The sequence below is a fragment of the Salinicola sp. V024 genome, from assembly GCF_052645315.1.
This window is the reverse complement of the sequence record NZ_JBQXYB010000003.1, coordinates 24,847-41,534: the sequence shown is the minus strand read 5'-3', so window position 1 is coordinate 41,534 and position 16,688 is coordinate 24,847. Positions and strand designations below refer to the sequence as shown.

Genomic DNA, 16,688 nt, shown 5'->3' with positions numbered 1-16,688 from the left:
CGAGGCCGCCGTCGTTGGCGGCGCCGACGCCTATCGGATCCAGGAGCTTCACTGACCGCATGCGCCTCAAGTCCATCAAACTGGCCGGTTTCAAGTCGTTCGTCGATCCGGTCACGGTACCGTTCGACGGCAACATGACCGCCATCGTCGGACCCAACGGCTGCGGTAAATCCAACATCATCGATGCGGTGCGCTGGGTCATGGGCGAGTCCTCCGCCAAGACGCTGCGCGGCGAGTCGATGACCGATGTCATCTTCAACGGCTCCACCGGCCGATCACCCATCGGGCAGGCCTCCATCGAACTGGTTTTCGACAATCGCGAGGGGGACCTCGGCGGCGCCTACGCCGGCTACAACGAGATCGCGGTCAAGCGCCTGGTCACTCGCGAGGCGCAGTCCAGCTATTTCCTCAACGGCCAGAAATGCCGCCGTCGCGATATCGCCGACATTTTCCTGGGCACCGGCCTCGGGCCGCGCTCCTACGCGATCATCGGTCAGGGCATGATTTCCCGGCTGGTCGAGGCGCGTCCGGAGGATCTACGTAACACGCTGGAAGAGGCGGCGGGCATCTCCAAGTACAAGGAGCGTCGGCGGGAAACCGAAAACCGTCTGCGGCGTACCCAGGAGAATCTGGAGCGTCTCGACGATATCCGCGAGGAGCTCGACAAGCAGCTCGAACGGCTCAAGCGTCAGGCCGAAGCCGCAAGGCGTTATCGCACCTTGAAAGCGGAAGAGCATCGCCTGCGTGGTGAGCTGGCGCTGCTGCGCGAACGCGCCTTGCGCAGTCAGCAGCGCGAGGAAGAAACGCGCGTGCGCGACTACGAACTCCAGGTGGAGCGCGAGATTCTGGGCCAGCGCCAGTGCGAATCCCGGCTGGCGGAAGGCCGGGAGACGCACGACGTCGTCGCTGCAGAGCTGGACACCCATCAGGCCGCTTTCTATCAGACCGGCGCCGACATCGCGCGGCTCGAGCAATCACTCGAACATGCCAGGCAGCGTGAACGCCAGCTCTCCGGCGATCTCGACAGCGCCCGGCAGGAGCGCGATGCGCTGGGGCAGCTGGTCGAACAGGACGAGACGCGCCGTGCGGAGCTCGAGACCCGGCTCGAGACGCTGCTGCCCGATGCCGAAATGGCAGACGAGGCGCTACTGACCCTGGAGGCCCAGCTCGAGGACGCCGAGGCCTCGGCTCATGAACGTCAGCAGCAGTGGGAGGCCTTCAGCGAGCGGGATCGAGAAGTCCGCCACCGGGCCGAGCGCGAGCAGGAATCGATCCAGCGCCTTGAACGCCAGCTCGAGCAGTTGACCCACGAGCTCGAGCGGCGCCGGCAGCAGCGAGCGGAACTGCCGGATATCGGCGATCTCGAAATGGAGCGGGACACGGTCGAAGAGACACTGGCGGTGCTGGACGAACGCCGCCAGACACTGGAAATTCGCCGCGACGAGCGCCGTCAATCGCGGGAGCAGGCTCGGGAACGTCAGGCGGAGATACAGGCCGCCCGGGATAGCGAACGCGAGCGCCAGCATCGCTGCCAGGGGGAGATCGCCTCGCTCGAGGCGCTGATCAAGGCGGCACTGAATGACGACGATGCCAGTCTCGCCGAGCACCTCGCCGATCATCCGCTGGCTGACGCACCGCGGGTCGCCGAGCGGCTGGAAGTGGAAGCCGGCTGGGAGCGCACGGTGGCCTGGGTACTGGCGCCGTGGCTCCGGGCGAGGCTGGCGACCCCTGAGAGTGCTCGTGCGCCTCTGGAGTCGCTGTCCAGTGGCGAGCTACCGGTGGTATCGGATCACGCGCCGGATCCGGCGCCCGCGCACTCCCTGGGCGTCAGGGTCAACGGTGCCGGCGCGCTGGCGACGCTGTTGTCGACGATCTACTGCGTCGACGATTCGGCGACAGCCTGGCAGAGGGTGGCCGATCTTCCCGTCGGCCATAGCGTGATTACCCAAGAGGGGCTGTGGCTGGGTCGCGGCTGGGCCAGACGGCTGGGCCGAGACGATGCCAACGCGGATAGCGTCCTGCTTCAGCGCCAACGCCGCGACGCACTGGTCGAGGAACTGGCCTCGCTAGACGATACCCTCGCCGAGCATCAGGCGCAGATCGCCGATTGGCAGTCTCAGGGCGACGCCAGCGACGCGGCGCTGGAAACGCTGCAGCAGGAAGAGCGCGAACTCGCCGAGCAGCGCCAGGCGCAATCGACGCGGCTGGCGACCCTGGCAAGCCGGCTCGAGCACGTTGGCTCGCGGCTTCGAGAGTTCGACGCCGAGCAGGCCCAGGGGCAGGATCGACACGCAACACAGACCCTGGAGCTGGAAAGTACGCGCGAACGCTGGCAGCAGGCGCTTGATCGGATCGAAGCCAACAGCGTCGAGCGTGACACGCTGCAAAGGGCGCGTGAGCAGAGCCAGACCCGACTGGGAGAGCTTCGTCAGCAGCAGCAGCAGACGCGTCAGGCGCAGCAGCAGCTGGCCCTCGAGCGCCAACGTCTTGAAGCACAGGGGGGCGAGCTTCGACAGCAGGCCGAGCGCAGTCGGGAGCAGCTGTCGCGACTCGACGAACGTGTCGAACTGCTGCAAGAACAGATGGGCACCTTGCGCGAACCCGACGGGGATCAGCGCGAACGTCTGGAGCAGTTGCTCGAGACGCGATCGCAGCAGGAGGCCGCGCTCGACCGCTGCCGGGATCGCGCCAACCAGATCGGCGAGACACTGCGTCAGACGGAGATCGACCGCCAGCAGCACGAGCGTCAACTGGAAGAGTGGCGCCAGCGGCTACAGGAGGCGCGAATGCAGGTGCAGGCTCTGACCCTCAAGGCGGATGCCCAGCGTGAAACGTTGGCGGAACAGCAGCAGGATGCCCCCGCCCTGGAGGAAAATCTCGATCCCGATGCCACGGAGTCCGCCTGGCAGACTCGCCTGGAAGCGGCCGGTGAGCGCATCCGGCGGCTCGGTGCCATCAACCTCGCGGCGATCGAAGAGTACGAGCAGCAGGCCGAACGGCGCGACTACCTCGAAGCCCAGCATGCCGAACTGAGCGAGGCGATCGATACACTGGAGCGGGCGATCAAGCGGATCGATCAGGAGACGCGGGCCCGTTTCAAGCAGACTTTCGAGCAAGTGAATCAGGGTCTGATGGCACTTTTTCCCCGAGTCTTCGGCGGCGGGGCCGCATGGTTGACGCTCACGGGGGAAGATTTGCTGGAGACGGGCGTGGCAATCATGGCACGTCCCCCGGGCAAGAAAAACAGCACCATTCATTTGCTTTCCGGGGGCGAAAAAGCGCTGACGGCACTGTCGTTGGTGTTTGCCATCTTCCAGCTCAATCCGGCCCCTTTTTGCATGCTCGACGAAGTCGATGCGCCACTCGATGATGCGAACGTGGGGCGCTACGCGAAATTGGTCAAGGAAATGTCCGAGAGCGTGCAGTTCATCTTCATCACGCATAATAAAATTGCAATGGAAGCTGCCGAGCGATTGATGGGCGTGACCATGCAGGAGCCGGGCGTCTCGCGTCTGGTATCAGTGGGTGTTGATGAGGCGGCATCGATGGTGGAGGCGCCATGATGTCGTGGAAAATAGCCAAACCGGCTAACGACGTAATAGGATAGGAAAGATGGGATGGAATTGAAGGGTGATTGCTGATGGGCGAAACTTCACTTGACAAAGAAAAAAAGTAGCCCATTTTTGACAAATCACGCTATGCTAGTGCCAACATGCGATAAGCATGTTGTCCTCTTCCAGCATAGTGGCACCGCGAACAGGCAAGACGACCCATGGAACTAAGAGAGTGGCTGATCATCCTGGGGCTGGTTTTGGTGGCGACCATCGTGATCGATGGCTTCCGTCGCCTCCAGCGCCAACGTCGGGTTCCGCGCCTGGATCAGGCGATCGGAGAGCGCGAAACCGACGACGGGTCCGAAGTGGATCCGGAACAGGCGGCCCGTGAGGCCGAGGTCAACTGGGAATTGCCCAATGGAGGGGCACGTGTCTTACGTCCGGCGACGTTCGAGCGCCAGGAGGCGGAGCCGGTCAGGCCTTCCGAGCCCAAACGGCAGGAGCGCATTCCGCCCGAGGAGCTGCAGCGCAGCATTCTCGACCGCGGCAATCGGTCCTCGTTCGCTGACATGCAGCACAAGACCGATATGCAGCAGCGGGTCAGGAATGCCGTTCGGGCCGGTGCCAAGCGAGTCAGTGAGTCGGCTCAGCGGCTGAGCCACAAGCGCGACGACGCCAGGCGCGACGTCGAAGAATCCCGTATTCATGATGAGCATCATGACCGGGCGCATCAGGAACCGCGTCTGACACCGCAAGACGCCGAGGCCGCCGACGCGCCGAATCGTCTGCAGATCACCACGCTGGTGCCGCGGGATGGCGAGTGGACATCGGAGCAGCGCGAGCCGGTGGCAGAGCCCGAGCCCCCTCTGTCAACGGATCTGGCGACGCAGTCGCATCGCGAGCCTGCCGTTGCCGTTGACGAGCCGACCCCGGTCGCCGCGTCGGCGGAGGACATCAGCGAGGCCTCGCGTAACGATGTGGTGACCCAGCATCCGGCGGTCGAGCGGGCCAAGCGGCATCATGTCAGCGCCGCGCGTGCCCGTGAGACGCTGGCTCATGCCGAGGAAATCATTGTCATCAGCGTGCTGGCGCGGACCGAGGACGGCTTCGATGGTGCCGACCTACTGAACCTGATGCTGGCGTGTGGATTGCGGTTCAGCGAAATGGGTATTTTCCATCGCTACGAGACCGAATCCGATGACAGCGAGCTGCAGTTCTCGATGGTCAATGTGCTCAAGCCGGGCGTATTCGATCTCGATAACATGCAGGAAATCGTGACGCCGGGCGTCACCTTCCTGATGCCGCTCCCCGGTGCCAACGATACGTCAGTCGCCTTCGAGGCAATGCTGGAAACCGCGATGGTGCTGGTGCGCAATCTCGGCGGTGAGCTCAAGGACGAGAATCACAGCGTGATGACCGCCCAGACCATCGAGTTCGCACGTCAGCGTGTGCAGGAGTTCGAGCGTCGCCATCGGCTGCGTCGTTATCAGGCCAACTGATCCGAACGAGCAGCAGATCCGAGCATAGCGATAGCGAACGACGGGGCCTACGGGCCCCGTCGTCGTTTTCATCTGCAGCATTCTCCTGCATTAGCGCAGCCGAGACCGGCTTCCGCTACAATGCGGGCACACTTTGTGCAGCGATCGAACCGAGCGTCATGAGCCAGATCCCCCAAGCGGTCCGCGAGAGGGCCGATGCCCTGCGCCAGCAGTTGGACGATGCCAACTACCACTATTATGTCGAGGATCAGCCGCAGATCCCGGATGTCGAGTACGACAAGCTGCTGCGCGAGCTGCAGTCGCTCGAGACCGAGCATCCCGAGCTAGTAGCGCCGGATTCGCCGACCCAGCGTGTCGGGGCGCCCCCGGCAGCACGCTTCGAGGAAGTAACCCACGCTGTCCCTATGCTTTCTTTGAGCAATGCCCTCAACGAAACTGAGTTGCGCGATTTCATCAAACGAACGGCGGTAAGGTTGGAGCGTAACGCGGAGACAATTGAGTTTTGCTGTGAGCCCAAGCTCGATGGACTGGCGGTGTCGCTGGTCTATGAGAACGGCCGCCTAGTGCAGGGGGCGACGCGAGGCGACGGGCAGACTGGTGAGGATGTCACGCTTAACTTACGTACTCTGCGCTCCATTCCATTGAAGGTAGTCGGCAGTGAGTATCCTGATCTCTTTGAAGTTCGTGGCGAGGTTTACATGCTCCACTCCGGCTTCGAGGCGATGAACGAACGCGCCCGTGAGCGCGGCGAAAAGATCTTTGCCAATCCGCGTAACGCCGCGGCCGGCAGCCTGCGTCAATTGGACTCCTCGATCGCTGCCAAGCGACCACTGGAATTCTGTGCTTATCAGTGGATCTCTCGCGAGACTACGAGTATTGCCAATATCGACGCCTCGCACAGTCAACAGATGCAGTGGCTCCGATCCTGGGGCTTTCGAACCAGCCCTCTGCTGGACGTGGTCAAAGGCGACGAGGGTGTCATCGAGTTTTGCCGGAAATTGGGTGACAAGCGAGAGTCGCTGGATTACGACATTGATGGTGCCGTGATCAAGATCGACAGCCTGCGCGATCAGCGTGAGCTGGGCTTCGTCTCCCGCGCGCCGCGTTGGGCCATCGCCTATAAATATCCAGCTCAAGAGCAGACCACGACGCTCAACGACGTGACGTTTCAGGTCGGCCGCGTCGGCACGCTGACGCCGGTGGCCAAGCTGGAACCGGTGCAGGTGGCCGGGGTGACGGTGTCCAATGCCACGCTGCACAACATGGACGAGGTCGAGCGGCTCGGGGTACGTATCGGCGATACCGTGATCGTGCGGCGCGCCGGTGACGTGATTCCCCAGATCGTGGGCGTCGTCGAGTCGCAGCGCCCGAAAGAGACTCGCGCCATTGAAATGCCCACCGAATGCCCAGTCTGCGGTTCGCAGATCGAGCGGCTCGAAGGTGAGGTCGCCGCGCGCTGTTCCGGCGGCCTTTACTGCCCGGCGCAGCGCAAGGAGGCGTTGAAACACTTCGCCAGCCGCCGCGCGCTGGATATCGACGGTCTCGGTGAGAAGCTGATCGATCTTCTGGTCGAGCGCGAATGGGTCAAGACGCCGGCGGATCTGTTCCGGCTGAGAGCCGAGCGGCTCGCCGAGCTTCCGCGACTGGCGGAGAAATCCGCCAATAATCTCGTCCAGTCGCTCGAGGCGGCCAAGCGAACCACGTTGGCGCGCTTCATCTATGCGACCGGAATCCGTGAAGTGGGCGAAGCGACCGCGGCCAGTCTGGCGCGCCACTTCGGCGCGTTGCAGGTGCTGCGTGATGCGCCATTGGAGGCGTTGACGGCGGTGGACGATGTCGGCCCCGTGGTCGCCCACCATATTCATACGTTCTTTCAACAGGCGCACAACCAGGAGACGCTGGATGATCTGCTGGCGGTTGGCGTGACCTGGGAAGAGGAGGTGATCGGCGAGCGCCCGCAGCCGCTGGACGGGCAGACCTGGGTATTGACCGGCAGTCTCGAAAGCATGACTCGCGACGAAGGCAAGGAGCGTCTGCAGGCGCTGGGCGCCAAGGTCGCCGGCAGCGTCTCCAAGAAGACCGCCACCGTCGTTGCCGGGCCTGGCGCCGGCAGCAAGCTGGCCAAGGCCGAGGATCTGGGAGTCGAAGTGATCGACGAAGCCACGTTCGTCGAGCGTCTGAACGAATGGGAGGCATGAGCATGAGCGGCCGCTTTATCGAAATTCCGCATCGAATGTTGCCTGCGGAAACGCTGGACGCGCTGCTCGAGACGTTCGTCACGCGTCAGGGCTACGACACCACCGATGTGGCGACGGACATGCACGATTGGGTGCGGGATCTCAAACGCCAGCTGGAACGCGGCGAACTGTTGATCGTGCACGATCTGCAGACCGAGAGTACCGAGGTGATGACGCTGGCGCAGTGGCGTGGATTCGGTCGTGACATCGCCGACGACGAGGAAGAGGGCTGAGAACGCGCGTTCGCCGGATCAGCTGAAGACACGAAAACGGCGCCCCGTTCTCGAACGGGGCGCCGTTTTACATGGCCATTCGTCTGGACTGGCCGTTGCTACCGGATTAAGTGAAGAACAGCGGTACCACGATGCTGGAGATCAGTAGGATAAGGGCGCCACCCAGGCGTGACGAGATCTGGGCGAACGGCATCAGCTGCATGCGCTTGGCCGCGGAGAGCACCGCCACGTCACCGGTGCCGCCCATGTTGGCCATGCACAGCCCGGCGGTGATCGCCGACTCGATCGGGTAGAAGCCGACCAGTCTGCCGACCAGACCGGCACCGAAAGCGGCGCCGGCGACGACGGCGAGCACGATCAGCACATAGGTGATGGAGATCGCGTCGATCACCTGACCCAGGTCGGTGTAGGCGATGCCGATTCCGAACAGCAGGGCGAAGGTCCAGTTCTTGGCGACGAACTGGAACCACTGTGCTGCGGCTTCGTTGACCGATTCCGGCACGATGTTGGTGATCTTGAGCACGGCGACCAGAATGATCATCAGCGCATACGGGTGCAGCGGAATCACGCTACCCAGAATCTCGCCCGCGACGAAGAAGGTGAGAGCCGCGATGATGCCGATGCCCAGCTTGGAAAGGTCCGGCTTGCTCTCGCGCTCTTCGATCTCGACGCCCGGCATCATCTGACCGTTGCCGGTCAGGCTCGGCATGCGATTGGCCAGGCCGTTGAGCAGACCAGCGATGATGATCGCGAAGACGTTGCCCAGTGCCAGCGCCGGTACCAGAATCGAAATATAGTAGCTGGCCGGCTGGCCCAGCAGTTGCTCGTAGATCTGGCTCATGGGGACCGCGCCGGCGCCCATGCCACCGCCCATGATCGGTAACGCGATGACGACCACCGCGTCCTGCGGCGAGAAGCCCATCAACCAGCCGACGGCGACCGCGAACAGTGCCGCGAACAGTACGGCACAGATCAACGGCAGTGCGTAACGCGAGCCGACCTTGACCAGTACCTTGGAATCCATGCCCAGAATGCTGCCGGTGATCAGTGCGGCGATATAGAAATTGAGGAAGCCACCGCTCTTCATGAACTGGGTCACGTTATCGAGGACGCTGGTCGGCAACCACTGCACGTAGACCAGTGCCGCGGCACCGAAGATCGCGAGAATGGCGCCGCCGCCCAGATAGGTTTTGACGATCGGCAGCCGATCGCCGATAAAGCCCAGTAGTTCGCCGAAGATCATCATGACCAGCAGGGCGCCGATCATGCCGGTCGGGATCGTGTCCGTCGCAATGGAAAGAATCAGCACTGCGGTGGCGATGGCAAAAAGCGGGAGAGGAATGCCGAAAATCGGTGTCGCTAGCCAGCTGTCTCGACGGCCGGCATCAGCGTGCGCCGTTTGCGTCACGGTTGAAGTCATGGTTGGCTCCCCAAGGATTCTCGCCCAAAGGGCGGTAAGCGGTATTTTCGCCCGATGGGCGGTACGCTGCCGAGGATAGAGGCCTGGTGGTGTCGACCAAGTTTTATGAAATTATTAAAGCCTTTATAAACTATTGAAAGACATGCAGGGTCGGCCCGCATAACCGCAGGCTCTGGGGTATACCACCATGGTCTAAATTCGCAGTGATTCGGGGATTCACCAGCGCCATGCGTCCGCGCGATGTCCGTGCGTTGGCCGTGCGTGGTCCGTCTGTGGTTAATATGCCTGACGATATCGTACTTGAGTGGCGTGTGGCACATAGGGAGGGGAGTCACAGATGGAGTCTGGTGTAGGTCGACGAGAGACGCAATCCGGCGACGGTGGCGATTCTCGATCACGTCGAGGCAGCGTCGAATGAAGCGGCTGCGTCTCAGTGCTCAGATATTCATTCTGGTCGCCAGCATGATCGTGTTGACGCTGGGCGTGGCGCTGTTGCTGTTCAACCATCAGCTGCGCGCCAACCTGGAAGACGCTCAGGGCGAGCGGGTGATGGGGCTGGCAGCGGTGCTGGCTGATCGTGAAGACGTCAAGACCGCTCTTGAGGCCCGTCCGATCGTCCACGACGCCCGCTCGCCGCTGCGCCAGACGATCGAGAGGCTGCGCGAACGCCTGGGCGTGGACTTCATCACCGTGATGGATCTCGACCATCTGCGTCTGACCCATCCCGATCCTGACCAGGTAGGACGATATTTTCGCGGCGGCGACGAAGGGCCCGCGCTGGCCGGCGAGTCCTATCTCTCTCGCTCCGAGGGCACGTTGGGCGTCAGTATTCGGGGCTTTTCGCCGGTGATTGATGCCAAGGGCACGGTCATCGGCGCCGTTTCGACCGGGGTCACGCTCAATCGCGTCGGCCTGCTGCTGGCCGAGCGCCGCCAGGGGCTGCTGCTGGGCATCGTGCTGCTGATGCTGGTGGGTGCTGCGAGCGCCTGGTGTCTGGCGCGCTACATCAAGCGGATTCTGCTGGGATTCGAACCCCATCAGATATCTCAGTGGGTTCGCGAGCGTCAGGCCATGCTGGCGTCACTGCACGAAGGGGTATTGGCGATCAACGGCGCCGGGCAGGTCACCTTGGTCAACCCGGCGGCATGTCAGTTGCTGAATCCGCTGGGGGCCGATGACGGTTCAGGCATTCCGGCATCGACGTTGAAGGAGCTTTTCGACAGCGCCATGCCGACGCTCGATCGACGGCTGACGCTGAACGGGCGGGCGCTGATCGTCAACCGCGTGCCGATTCGCGGCGAACGCGGCGCGGGTGGCAGCGTGGTCACGCTGCGCGATCGCAGTGAGGTCAACCGGCTCGCCGAAGAGCTGACCGGCGTCAGTCGTTACGCCCAGGCGCTTCGCGCTTCGACCCATGAGTTCAAGAATCGACTGCATGTCATCCTGGGGCTGGTGCAACTGCGCGATCTGGGGCGGCTGGAGCGCTACCTGCGCGAGCTCGACGACACCCTAATCGCCCCGGCTGCGGCGCGGATCGCGGGAGTCAGGGATCCCGTCCTGGCGGGATTTCTGCTGGCCAAGGGCAGTGAAGCCCGGGAGCGCCGCGTCGCCTTCGAGATCGAACTGGAGAGCGAGATTCCGGCGCCCGACGACAGTGAAACCCTGCATTTGCTGGTTTCCATCATCGGTAATCTGGTGGAAAACGCCTTCGAGGCGGTCGCCGGCCGCGAATCGCCGCAGGTGAGCCTGACGCTGGGTGTCGATGGCGGGGCGCTGTCGCTGCACGTGTCGGACAACGGCGGCGGCATGGATGAGGATCAGCAGCAGCGTGCCATCGAGCAGGGCGTCTCTTCCAAGGGCGAGGGACGCGGCTACGGGCTGGCCATGGTCAAGACCCATATCGAATCGCTGGGGGGCGCGCTGGCACTCTATTCCACGCTCGGGCGTGGCACCCTGGTCGAGGTGACAGTACCCTATGGGATGGTCGTAACGCAGGTAACCGATGGAGTGACGTAGTCCATGCGCGTGCTGGTTGTGGAAGATGATCCGATGGTGATGCGTCTCAACGTCGAGTTTCTCAATCGCCTCGACGGTGTCAGCCTGGTCGCGCAGTGCGAGGACCTGCCGGCGGCGAGAGAGATTCTGGGACGGGAACCGGTGGATCTGCTGCTGCTCGATGTCTTTTTGCGCGAACACAACGGGCTGTCGCTGGTTCGCGATCTGCGTCGGCAGGCCCGCGATATCCAGATCGTGCTGATCACCGCGGCTTCGGAGATGGAGACCGTGCGTGAGGCCAAGCATCTGGGCGTCAGCGACTATCTGGTCAAACCCTTCGAATTCGAGCGCTTCAAGGAAGCCCTGGCACGCTGCCTGGATACGCATCAGCGTCTCTCCCGGCTGCCCGCGCGGGCGCATCAGCGAGATCTGGATGCCCTGTTCCGGGAGACGAGCGCAAGCCAGCCGACGCGTCCCGGCGACCTGCCCAAGGGGCTGACCTCGAACTCCCTGTCACAGGTGGCGAAAGCGGCCGCCGATCAGGGCGCTGCGCCGTTCACCACCGAAGCGATGAGCGAGAACACCGGCATGTCGCGGGTATCGGTGCGCAAGTATCTCAAGCATCTGGTGGATCGCGGCGTGCTCGAAGAGTCCTTCCATTACGGCCAGATCGGCCGCCCCTCCTTCACCTATCGCTGCCTCGACGACGACGCGCTGGCCCGACTGGGCGAACCCGGCGCCCCGGGCTAGCACCTCTGGACGCGTTGCAGCCACCCGGAGTGCGTGATGAATCGTGCCTTGAGGAATCGTGTCGCGTCAGCGTCCGCGAATCAGGTCGGCGATGATCCGCCGGCCAGGATGTAGATGATCGACCAGCTCGCGTTCCAGCGGCATCGGCTCGTCGTGAATCCGCGAGGCGATCAGCTCGGCACACAGCGGCGCGCTGACCATGCCGCGAGAACCGTGAGCCGTGTTGACCCATAGCCCTGGATGTAACCCGGGATAGTGATCGCACGAAGAGGCGATAGCTCGCTTGGCATCCTTGCTCAGCGCGGCGTAGTCACGTCGCCAGCGAGCGACGTCCGGCAGCGGCCCGGCGTAAGGCGTCTTGTCCGGGCTGGCGGCACGAACGCTGGCGCGGCCGCCGCAGAGTGCGGAGGTCGCATCCGCGAACTGAGCCGCGATCGATGGCGCCGTGCGGCCCAGCTCGTCGAGATTGCGCTGGTGATCCGACTGACGAAGCTCGCTGTCGTCGTCGTTGGGGGAAAAGGTCGCGCCGAAGGTGAGCTTTCCCTCCCGCGCCGGCATCACGTAGCCCTCGGCGCAGAGGACCTGGCTTAACGGCGTGGGTCGGGGCAGCGCCAGCGTGGAGATCTGACCGCGAATGGCCTGCAGCGGCAGGCCGTCGAGCCAGGCGCGACTGGCGTGGCCGGCGGCAAGAACCACCTGATCGACGTTGAGCGTCTCCCGGTCGAGCTGCATCTCCCAGCCGGCTTCCGTCTGGCGGAGCGCGCCGAGTTCGGCCTGGCGCGTCTCGACCCTGGGCGTCGCCGCGAGATGGCGGCACAGCGCTACCGGGTCGACCCAACCGCCGTGGCGATAGTGAAGCGCCGATTGGGCGATATCGATGCCGGCGAGGGCCGTGGCGCGTGCCGGATCGCTGGCGGAAACGACCGCCGGCGGCAGGTCGTAGTTGTGCAGGAATCGAGACTGGCGCTCGACATCGCGAGCCTCTCCGGTCAGTTGCAGCAACCCGCAATCCGACCACCAGTGGCGTTCCGGGTCGAGTCGAGCCAGCCAGCGCTGCGTATAGAGCAGCGCGGCGAGATAGAACCGACTCTGGAGATTGGTCTCGATCGCCAGCTTGACGTAAAGCGCCGCCTGGGGATTGCCCGACGCCCCGCTTGCGACACCCGCACGATCGATCAGGGTCACCTGGCTGCCGCGGCGGGCCAGCGCGGCGGCGACGCTGGTGCCGGCTATGCCGCCACCGATCACGGCGACGTGACTGGCGGAACCGGCGGGTGGCGGGTGGAACCACGGCGTGGCCGCTCGGGGAGCGGGTTGGGACGTCTCGTCACGTTCACCGCGGAGCATTTCGCGCTTGCGACCGAAGCCCGGCACCTTGTGCCAGCGAAAGCCGGCCGCCGCCAGACCGCGGCGAACGAAACCGGCGCAGGTGAAGGTGGCAAAGGTGGCGTCGGGCCGGCTGGCGGCGGCGAGGGCCTCGAACAGGGCGGGCTGCCACATGTCGGGGTTCTTCGAGGGTGCAAAACCATCGAGAAACCAGGCATCGACCTGGCCGTCCAGACGTGACAGACAGTCCGCCGCGTCACCGAAGTGCAGGTCCAGAGTGACGCGCGTGTCGAGCTGCAGCCGATGAACACCGGCCACGGCCGGCGGCCACTGGGCAATCAACTCGGTCGCCTGGCGCGAGAGCTGCGGCCAGATACGCCAGGCGCGCTCCAGCGCTTCACGGGTGAGCGGATGCTTCTCGGTCGAGACCAGATGGAGCCTGGCCCCGGCGGGAGCGTGCTCGTCGAAGCAGGCCCAGGCGCACAGCATGTTGAGACCGGTGCCAAAACCGGTTTCGCCGATCGTGAACGGACGCCGGTGATGCCAGTCGGCAAAGCGCCGAGGCAGGTCGTTGTTGTCGATGAAGACGAAGCGGGACTCTTCACGACCATCCTGGCGCGAGAAGTAGACATCGTCGTAATCGGTCGAGAAGGGCGCCACAAGGTCGCCATCGTCGGCTCGCCAGTCGAGCTCGGCGTGACGAATGGCGTGGCGATGAGCCGCTAGCGTCTTGGTATGCGTCTTGGCAGACATGGGTATCGCGCCCGATCGCCGCCGTCAGCCGGGAACGACGACAGCGTGCTGGTTAAATATTGAACAGTTTCTGACAGGCGGCGGCCTATCGGCCGCCGGGAAAGCCGTCCGCGGGATCTCAACAGTGTTATCCACAGCAAGTGTGCAAAACCCATTGCGCCAGGGTTGTGGATAATGCCGGACTCGATGCCGCGAACGGCGGACGGCGTTAAGGCAGGACTCGCTTGAAGGGTTTGACCCGGACCTGCGAATAGACCCCAGCCGCGACATAGGGGTCGGCATCGGCCCAGCGCTGGGCCGCCTCGAGCGATTCGAACTCTGCCACGATCAGGCTGCCGCTGAAGCCGGCATCACCCGGATTGTCGCTGTCGATGGCCGGGTGCGGTCCGGCCAGAATCAGACGCCCTTCGTCTTTCAAGGCTTCCAGCCGCTTGACGTGTTCCGGGCGAACCGAGAGTCGCTTTTGCAGACTGTCTTCGACGTCGTCGCTGATAATGGCGTAGAGCATCAGGAGCCTTCCTCTGATTGTGATGACGAAAGATGGCGTGCCAGGAACACGGCTTGTCCGATCACGAACAGCAGTGTCAGGCCCAGCATGCCGAAGAGCTTGAAGTCGACCCAGGTTGCCTCGTCGTAGTAGCTGAAGACGTAGACGTTGAGTGCGGCCATGGCGAAGAAGAATAGCACCCAGGCCAGGTTGAGGCGTTGCCACGTGCCCGCCGGCAGCGTCACCGCTTTGCCCATCATCCGCTGGGTCAGCGTCTGCCCGCCGAAAAGCGGCGAGAACAGAAAGGCGATGCCGAACAGCGCATTGATGACGGTCGGCTTCCACTGGATGAAGGCCGGATTATGGAAAGCGATCGTGGCGCCGGCCGAGACGATCACGATGATCGAGGTGATCAGCAGCATCTTCTCGACACGCCGCTGGCGCCACCAGACAATGCCCAGCTGAGCCAGCGTGGCCGGGATCAGCACCATCGTCGCCGTAATGATATCGCCGCTGAGGTGATAAACGACGAAGAAAATGGCGATGGGCAGAAAGTCGAACAACAGTTTCATACGGGCTAGGCCTCTGGCGGGTGGCGAGGGCGCAGACGATTGACCCGGCTCGTCGCGGCCCTCACCATGGTCGGCCTATTCTGACAAAGACGCTGGCTGGCGTCATGCCCATGAGCGTTTTTCCCACCGATGATGCCGAGACCTTCTCTACCGCGCTGCCCGAGACGCTGAACGGCATTCGCGGCGTCGATCTGCATCTGCATTCCACGGCCTCCGATGGCAAGCTGTCGCCTTCCGAGCTGGCGAATCTCTGCCACGCACGCGGTCTGACCCACGTCGCACTCACCGACCACGACACGATCGAAGGTGTCGAGGAGGCACGGCGGCAGTGTGAGCATCATGGGGTCAGCCTGATCGCTGCCGCCGAGCTTTCCTGTCAATGGCGCGGGATCGGCCTCCATATCGTAGGGCTATTGCCCCAGGGCGTTTCGCCGGCGTTCGAGTCGGGGCTGGAAATCCTGAGTCGGGCGCGCGACAAGCGCTCCCGCGAGATCGCCCACCGCCTCGAGAAGATCGGGTTGGAAGACGGACTGGCCAAGGCAAGGCTCGAGGCGGGTAGTGAGCGCCCACTGGGGCGGCCGGATTTCGCCGCTGCGCTGGTCACGGCCGGTCTGGTGCCGGATCGCAAGGCGGCATTCAAGCGCTATCTCGGCACTGGCAAGCGTGGCGACGTCAAGATGCACTGGCCGGAACTGGCTACGGTGGTAGGCTGGATTCGCGACGCTGGCGGTATCGCCGTCGTCGCCCACCCGTTGCGTTACGGCATGACCCGACGCAAGCGCGATCTGCTGTTCTCGGCGTTCATCGAGGCCGGCGGCGAGGCGGCGGAACTGGTGAGCGGGTACCAGAACCCGGATACGACTCACGATCTGGCCCGGCAGCTCGACTTCCATGGCCTCTACGGGTCGATCGGCAGCGATTTCCACTATCCCGGCGGTCCGCTGTCGCCGGGAACCATCAGTCCGCCGCCACGCTCCCACGTCAAGCCGGTGTGGTGCCATCCCGCCATGCGCCGCTTTGCCAACGGCGAATAGCGTCAGGTCTGGTACTCTCACCGTTAGCCATCACGTGTCACCGGTCGTCGCCGTCAGGCGGTGCGGCAGAGGTTTCTACAGAGGCTTCAGAGCAGGTTTCAGAAGCGATTCGAGGAGAGCGTGAGATGACCCAGTTTTTCCAGATTCATTCGCAGAATCCGCAGAAGCGGCTGATCGATCAGGCCATCGGCATCCTGAATCAGGGTGGTGTCATCGCCTATCCGACGGATTCAGGCTACGCCCTGGGTTGCCGGCTCGGCGAGAAGAAGGCGATCGAGAAGATCAAATGGCTGCGTGAACTCGACGACCGCCACAATTTCACCCTGGTGTGCTCCGATCTGTCGGAGATTGGCACCTATGCCAAGGTCGACAACAGCGTGTTTCGGCTGCTCAAGTCGCATACGCCCGGCGCTTACACTTTTATTCTGACTGCCACTAGCGAAGTGCCCCGGCTGCTGTTGCATCCCAAACGCCGCTCGATCGGCGTTCGGGTGCCGGATCACAACATCACGCACGCGCTGCTCGACGCCCTGGGCGAACCGCTGATGAGCGTGACGCTGATACCGGTGGGGGAGACCTGGCCGATGACCGATGCGGAAGAGATCCGCGACCGCTTCGGCGCGCATCTGGATGCGATCATCGACGGCGGCGCCTGCCAGCTCGAACCGACCACCGTGGTTGATTTGCGCGAGATCCCGCCGGTAATCGTCCGCGAAGGGCGGGGCGATTCCTCGGCTTTTCGCTGAGTCATCCATTGAATGGACGGCTCGACCGGGCGGCGGTCGAGCCTTGATGACGAGGTAGGGCGGGGATGGTGATGCCCCGCAT

12 protein-coding genes are annotated in these 16,688 nt (G+C 63.6%); 8 read left to right on the top strand and 4 right to left on the bottom strand.

Annotation, left to right across the window (positions count from 1 at the left end):
• Nucleotides 1–59: 59 nt before the first annotated feature.
• The 4 genes from smc (at nucleotide 60) to ACUN9V_RS06070 (ending at nucleotide 7,523) form a co-directional block, all read left to right on the top strand.
• Entirely contained in the window at nucleotides 60–3,563 is a 3,504-nt protein-coding gene (smc, locus tag ACUN9V_RS06085) for a chromosome segregation protein SMC (RefSeq protein ID WP_445510736.1), read from the top strand.
• A gap of 209 nt (nucleotides 3,564–3,772) precedes the next feature.
• Nucleotides 3,773–5,053 carry a cell division protein ZipA gene (zipA, locus tag ACUN9V_RS06080; protein WP_439285909.1) on the top strand — a complete coding sequence of 427 codons (1,281 nt, stop codon included), beginning with the start codon at nucleotides 3,773–3,775 and terminating at the stop codon, nucleotides 5,051–5,053.
• A gap of 158 nt (nucleotides 5,054–5,211) precedes the next feature.
• On the top strand, nucleotides 5,212–7,251 hold the full coding sequence (gene ligA / locus ACUN9V_RS06075; RefSeq protein ID WP_445510735.1) for an NAD-dependent DNA ligase LigA: 2,040 nt from the start codon (nucleotides 5,212–5,214) through the stop codon (nucleotides 7,249–7,251).
• A gap of 2 nt (nucleotides 7,252–7,253) precedes the next feature.
• Entirely contained in the window at nucleotides 7,254–7,523 is a 270-nt protein-coding gene (locus ACUN9V_RS06070; protein WP_445510734.1) for a YheU family protein, read from the top strand.
• Nucleotides 7,524–7,629: 106 nt separating this feature from the next.
• Here ACUN9V_RS06070 and ACUN9V_RS06065 read toward each other — a convergent pair whose 3' ends face one another.
• Entirely contained in the window at nucleotides 7,630–8,943 is a 1,314-nt protein-coding gene (locus ACUN9V_RS06065; RefSeq protein ID WP_445510733.1) for a 2-hydroxycarboxylate transporter family protein, read from the bottom strand.
• A gap of 414 nt (nucleotides 8,944–9,357) precedes the next feature.
• Between ACUN9V_RS06065 and ACUN9V_RS06060 the strand changes: the two genes are divergently transcribed.
• Together ACUN9V_RS06060 and ACUN9V_RS06055 are read left to right on the top strand one after the other, a co-directional pair.
• Nucleotides 9,358–10,959: an ATP-binding protein gene (locus tag ACUN9V_RS06060; RefSeq protein ID WP_445510732.1), complete on the top strand. Its 1,602-nt coding sequence runs from the start codon at nucleotides 9,358–9,360 to the stop codon at nucleotides 10,957–10,959.
• Between the two features lie 3 nt (nucleotides 10,960–10,962).
• On the top strand, nucleotides 10,963–11,688 hold the full coding sequence (locus ACUN9V_RS06055) for a response regulator (RefSeq protein ID WP_445510731.1): 726 nt from the start codon (nucleotides 10,963–10,965) through the stop codon (nucleotides 11,686–11,688).
• 66 nt (nucleotides 11,689–11,754) lie between these two features.
• On the opposite strand, the gene mnmC is transcribed toward ACUN9V_RS06055, so the two are convergent.
• The 3 genes from mnmC to ACUN9V_RS06040 form a co-directional block, all read right to left on the bottom strand.
• Entirely contained in the window at nucleotides 11,755–13,767 is a 2,013-nt protein-coding gene (mnmC, locus tag ACUN9V_RS06050; RefSeq protein WP_445510730.1) for a bifunctional tRNA (5-methylaminomethyl-2-thiouridine)(34)-methyltransferase MnmD/FAD-dependent 5-carboxymethylaminomethyl-2-thiouridine(34) oxidoreductase MnmC, read from the bottom strand.
• A gap of 208 nt (nucleotides 13,768–13,975) precedes the next feature.
• Nucleotides 13,976–14,275 (bottom strand): YciI family protein, encoded by a 300-nt coding sequence (locus ACUN9V_RS06045; protein WP_445510729.1) that lies wholly within the window; start codon nucleotides 14,273–14,275, stop codon nucleotides 13,976–13,978.
• Nucleotides 14,275–14,826: a septation protein A gene (locus tag ACUN9V_RS06040; protein ID WP_445510728.1), complete on the bottom strand. Its 552-nt coding sequence runs from the start codon at nucleotides 14,824–14,826 to the stop codon at nucleotides 14,275–14,277. Before ACUN9V_RS06040 ends, ACUN9V_RS06045 begins: the two co-directional genes overlap by 1 nt.
• Before the next feature lie 110 nt (nucleotides 14,827–14,936).
• Here ACUN9V_RS06040 and ACUN9V_RS06035 point away from each other — a divergent pair, with 110 nt between their 5' ends.
• Nucleotides 14,937–15,860, top strand: coding sequence for a PHP domain-containing protein (locus ACUN9V_RS06035; RefSeq protein WP_445510727.1), 924 nt, complete (start codon nucleotides 14,937–14,939; stop codon nucleotides 15,858–15,860).
• 125 nt (nucleotides 15,861–15,985) lie between these two features.
• Nucleotides 15,986–16,606: an L-threonylcarbamoyladenylate synthase gene (locus ACUN9V_RS06030; RefSeq protein WP_439304190.1), complete on the top strand. Its 621-nt coding sequence runs from the start codon at nucleotides 15,986–15,988 to the stop codon at nucleotides 16,604–16,606.
• Nucleotides 16,607–16,688 lie beyond the last annotated feature (82 nt).

Excerpts from the sequence above, each read along its gene's own strand:
- smc (WP_445510736.1), top strand. The coding sequence starts at position 60 with ATGCGCCTCAAGTCCATCAAACTGGCCGGTTTCAAGTCGTTCGTCGAT.
- zipA (WP_439285909.1), top strand. The coding sequence starts at position 3,773 with ATGGAACTAAGAGAGTGGCTGATCATCCTGGGGCTGGTTTTGGTGGCG.
- ligA (WP_445510735.1), top strand. The coding sequence starts at position 5,212 with ATGAGCCAGATCCCCCAAGCGGTCCGCGAGAGGGCCGATGCCCTGCGC.
- ACUN9V_RS06070 (WP_445510734.1), top strand. The coding sequence starts at position 7,254 with ATGAGCGGCCGCTTTATCGAAATTCCGCATCGAATGTTGCCTGCGGAA.
- ACUN9V_RS06065 (WP_445510733.1), bottom strand. The coding sequence starts at position 8,943 with ATGACTTCAACCGTGACGCAAACGGCGCACGCTGATGCCGGCCGTCGA.
- ACUN9V_RS06060 (WP_445510732.1), top strand. The coding sequence starts at position 9,358 with ATGAAGCGGCTGCGTCTCAGTGCTCAGATATTCATTCTGGTCGCCAGC.
- ACUN9V_RS06055 (WP_445510731.1), top strand. The coding sequence starts at position 10,963 with ATGCGCGTGCTGGTTGTGGAAGATGATCCGATGGTGATGCGTCTCAAC.
- mnmC (WP_445510730.1), bottom strand. The coding sequence starts at position 13,767 with ATGTCTGCCAAGACGCATACCAAGACGCTAGCGGCTCATCGCCACGCC.
- ACUN9V_RS06045 (WP_445510729.1), bottom strand. The coding sequence starts at position 14,275 with ATGCTCTACGCCATTATCAGCGACGACGTCGAAGACAGTCTGCAAAAG.
- ACUN9V_RS06040 (WP_445510728.1), bottom strand. The coding sequence starts at position 14,826 with ATGAAACTGTTGTTCGACTTTCTGCCCATCGCCATTTTCTTCGTCGTT.
- ACUN9V_RS06035 (WP_445510727.1), top strand. The coding sequence starts at position 14,937 with ATGAGCGTTTTTCCCACCGATGATGCCGAGACCTTCTCTACCGCGCTG.
- ACUN9V_RS06030 (WP_439304190.1), top strand. The coding sequence starts at position 15,986 with ATGACCCAGTTTTTCCAGATTCATTCGCAGAATCCGCAGAAGCGGCTG.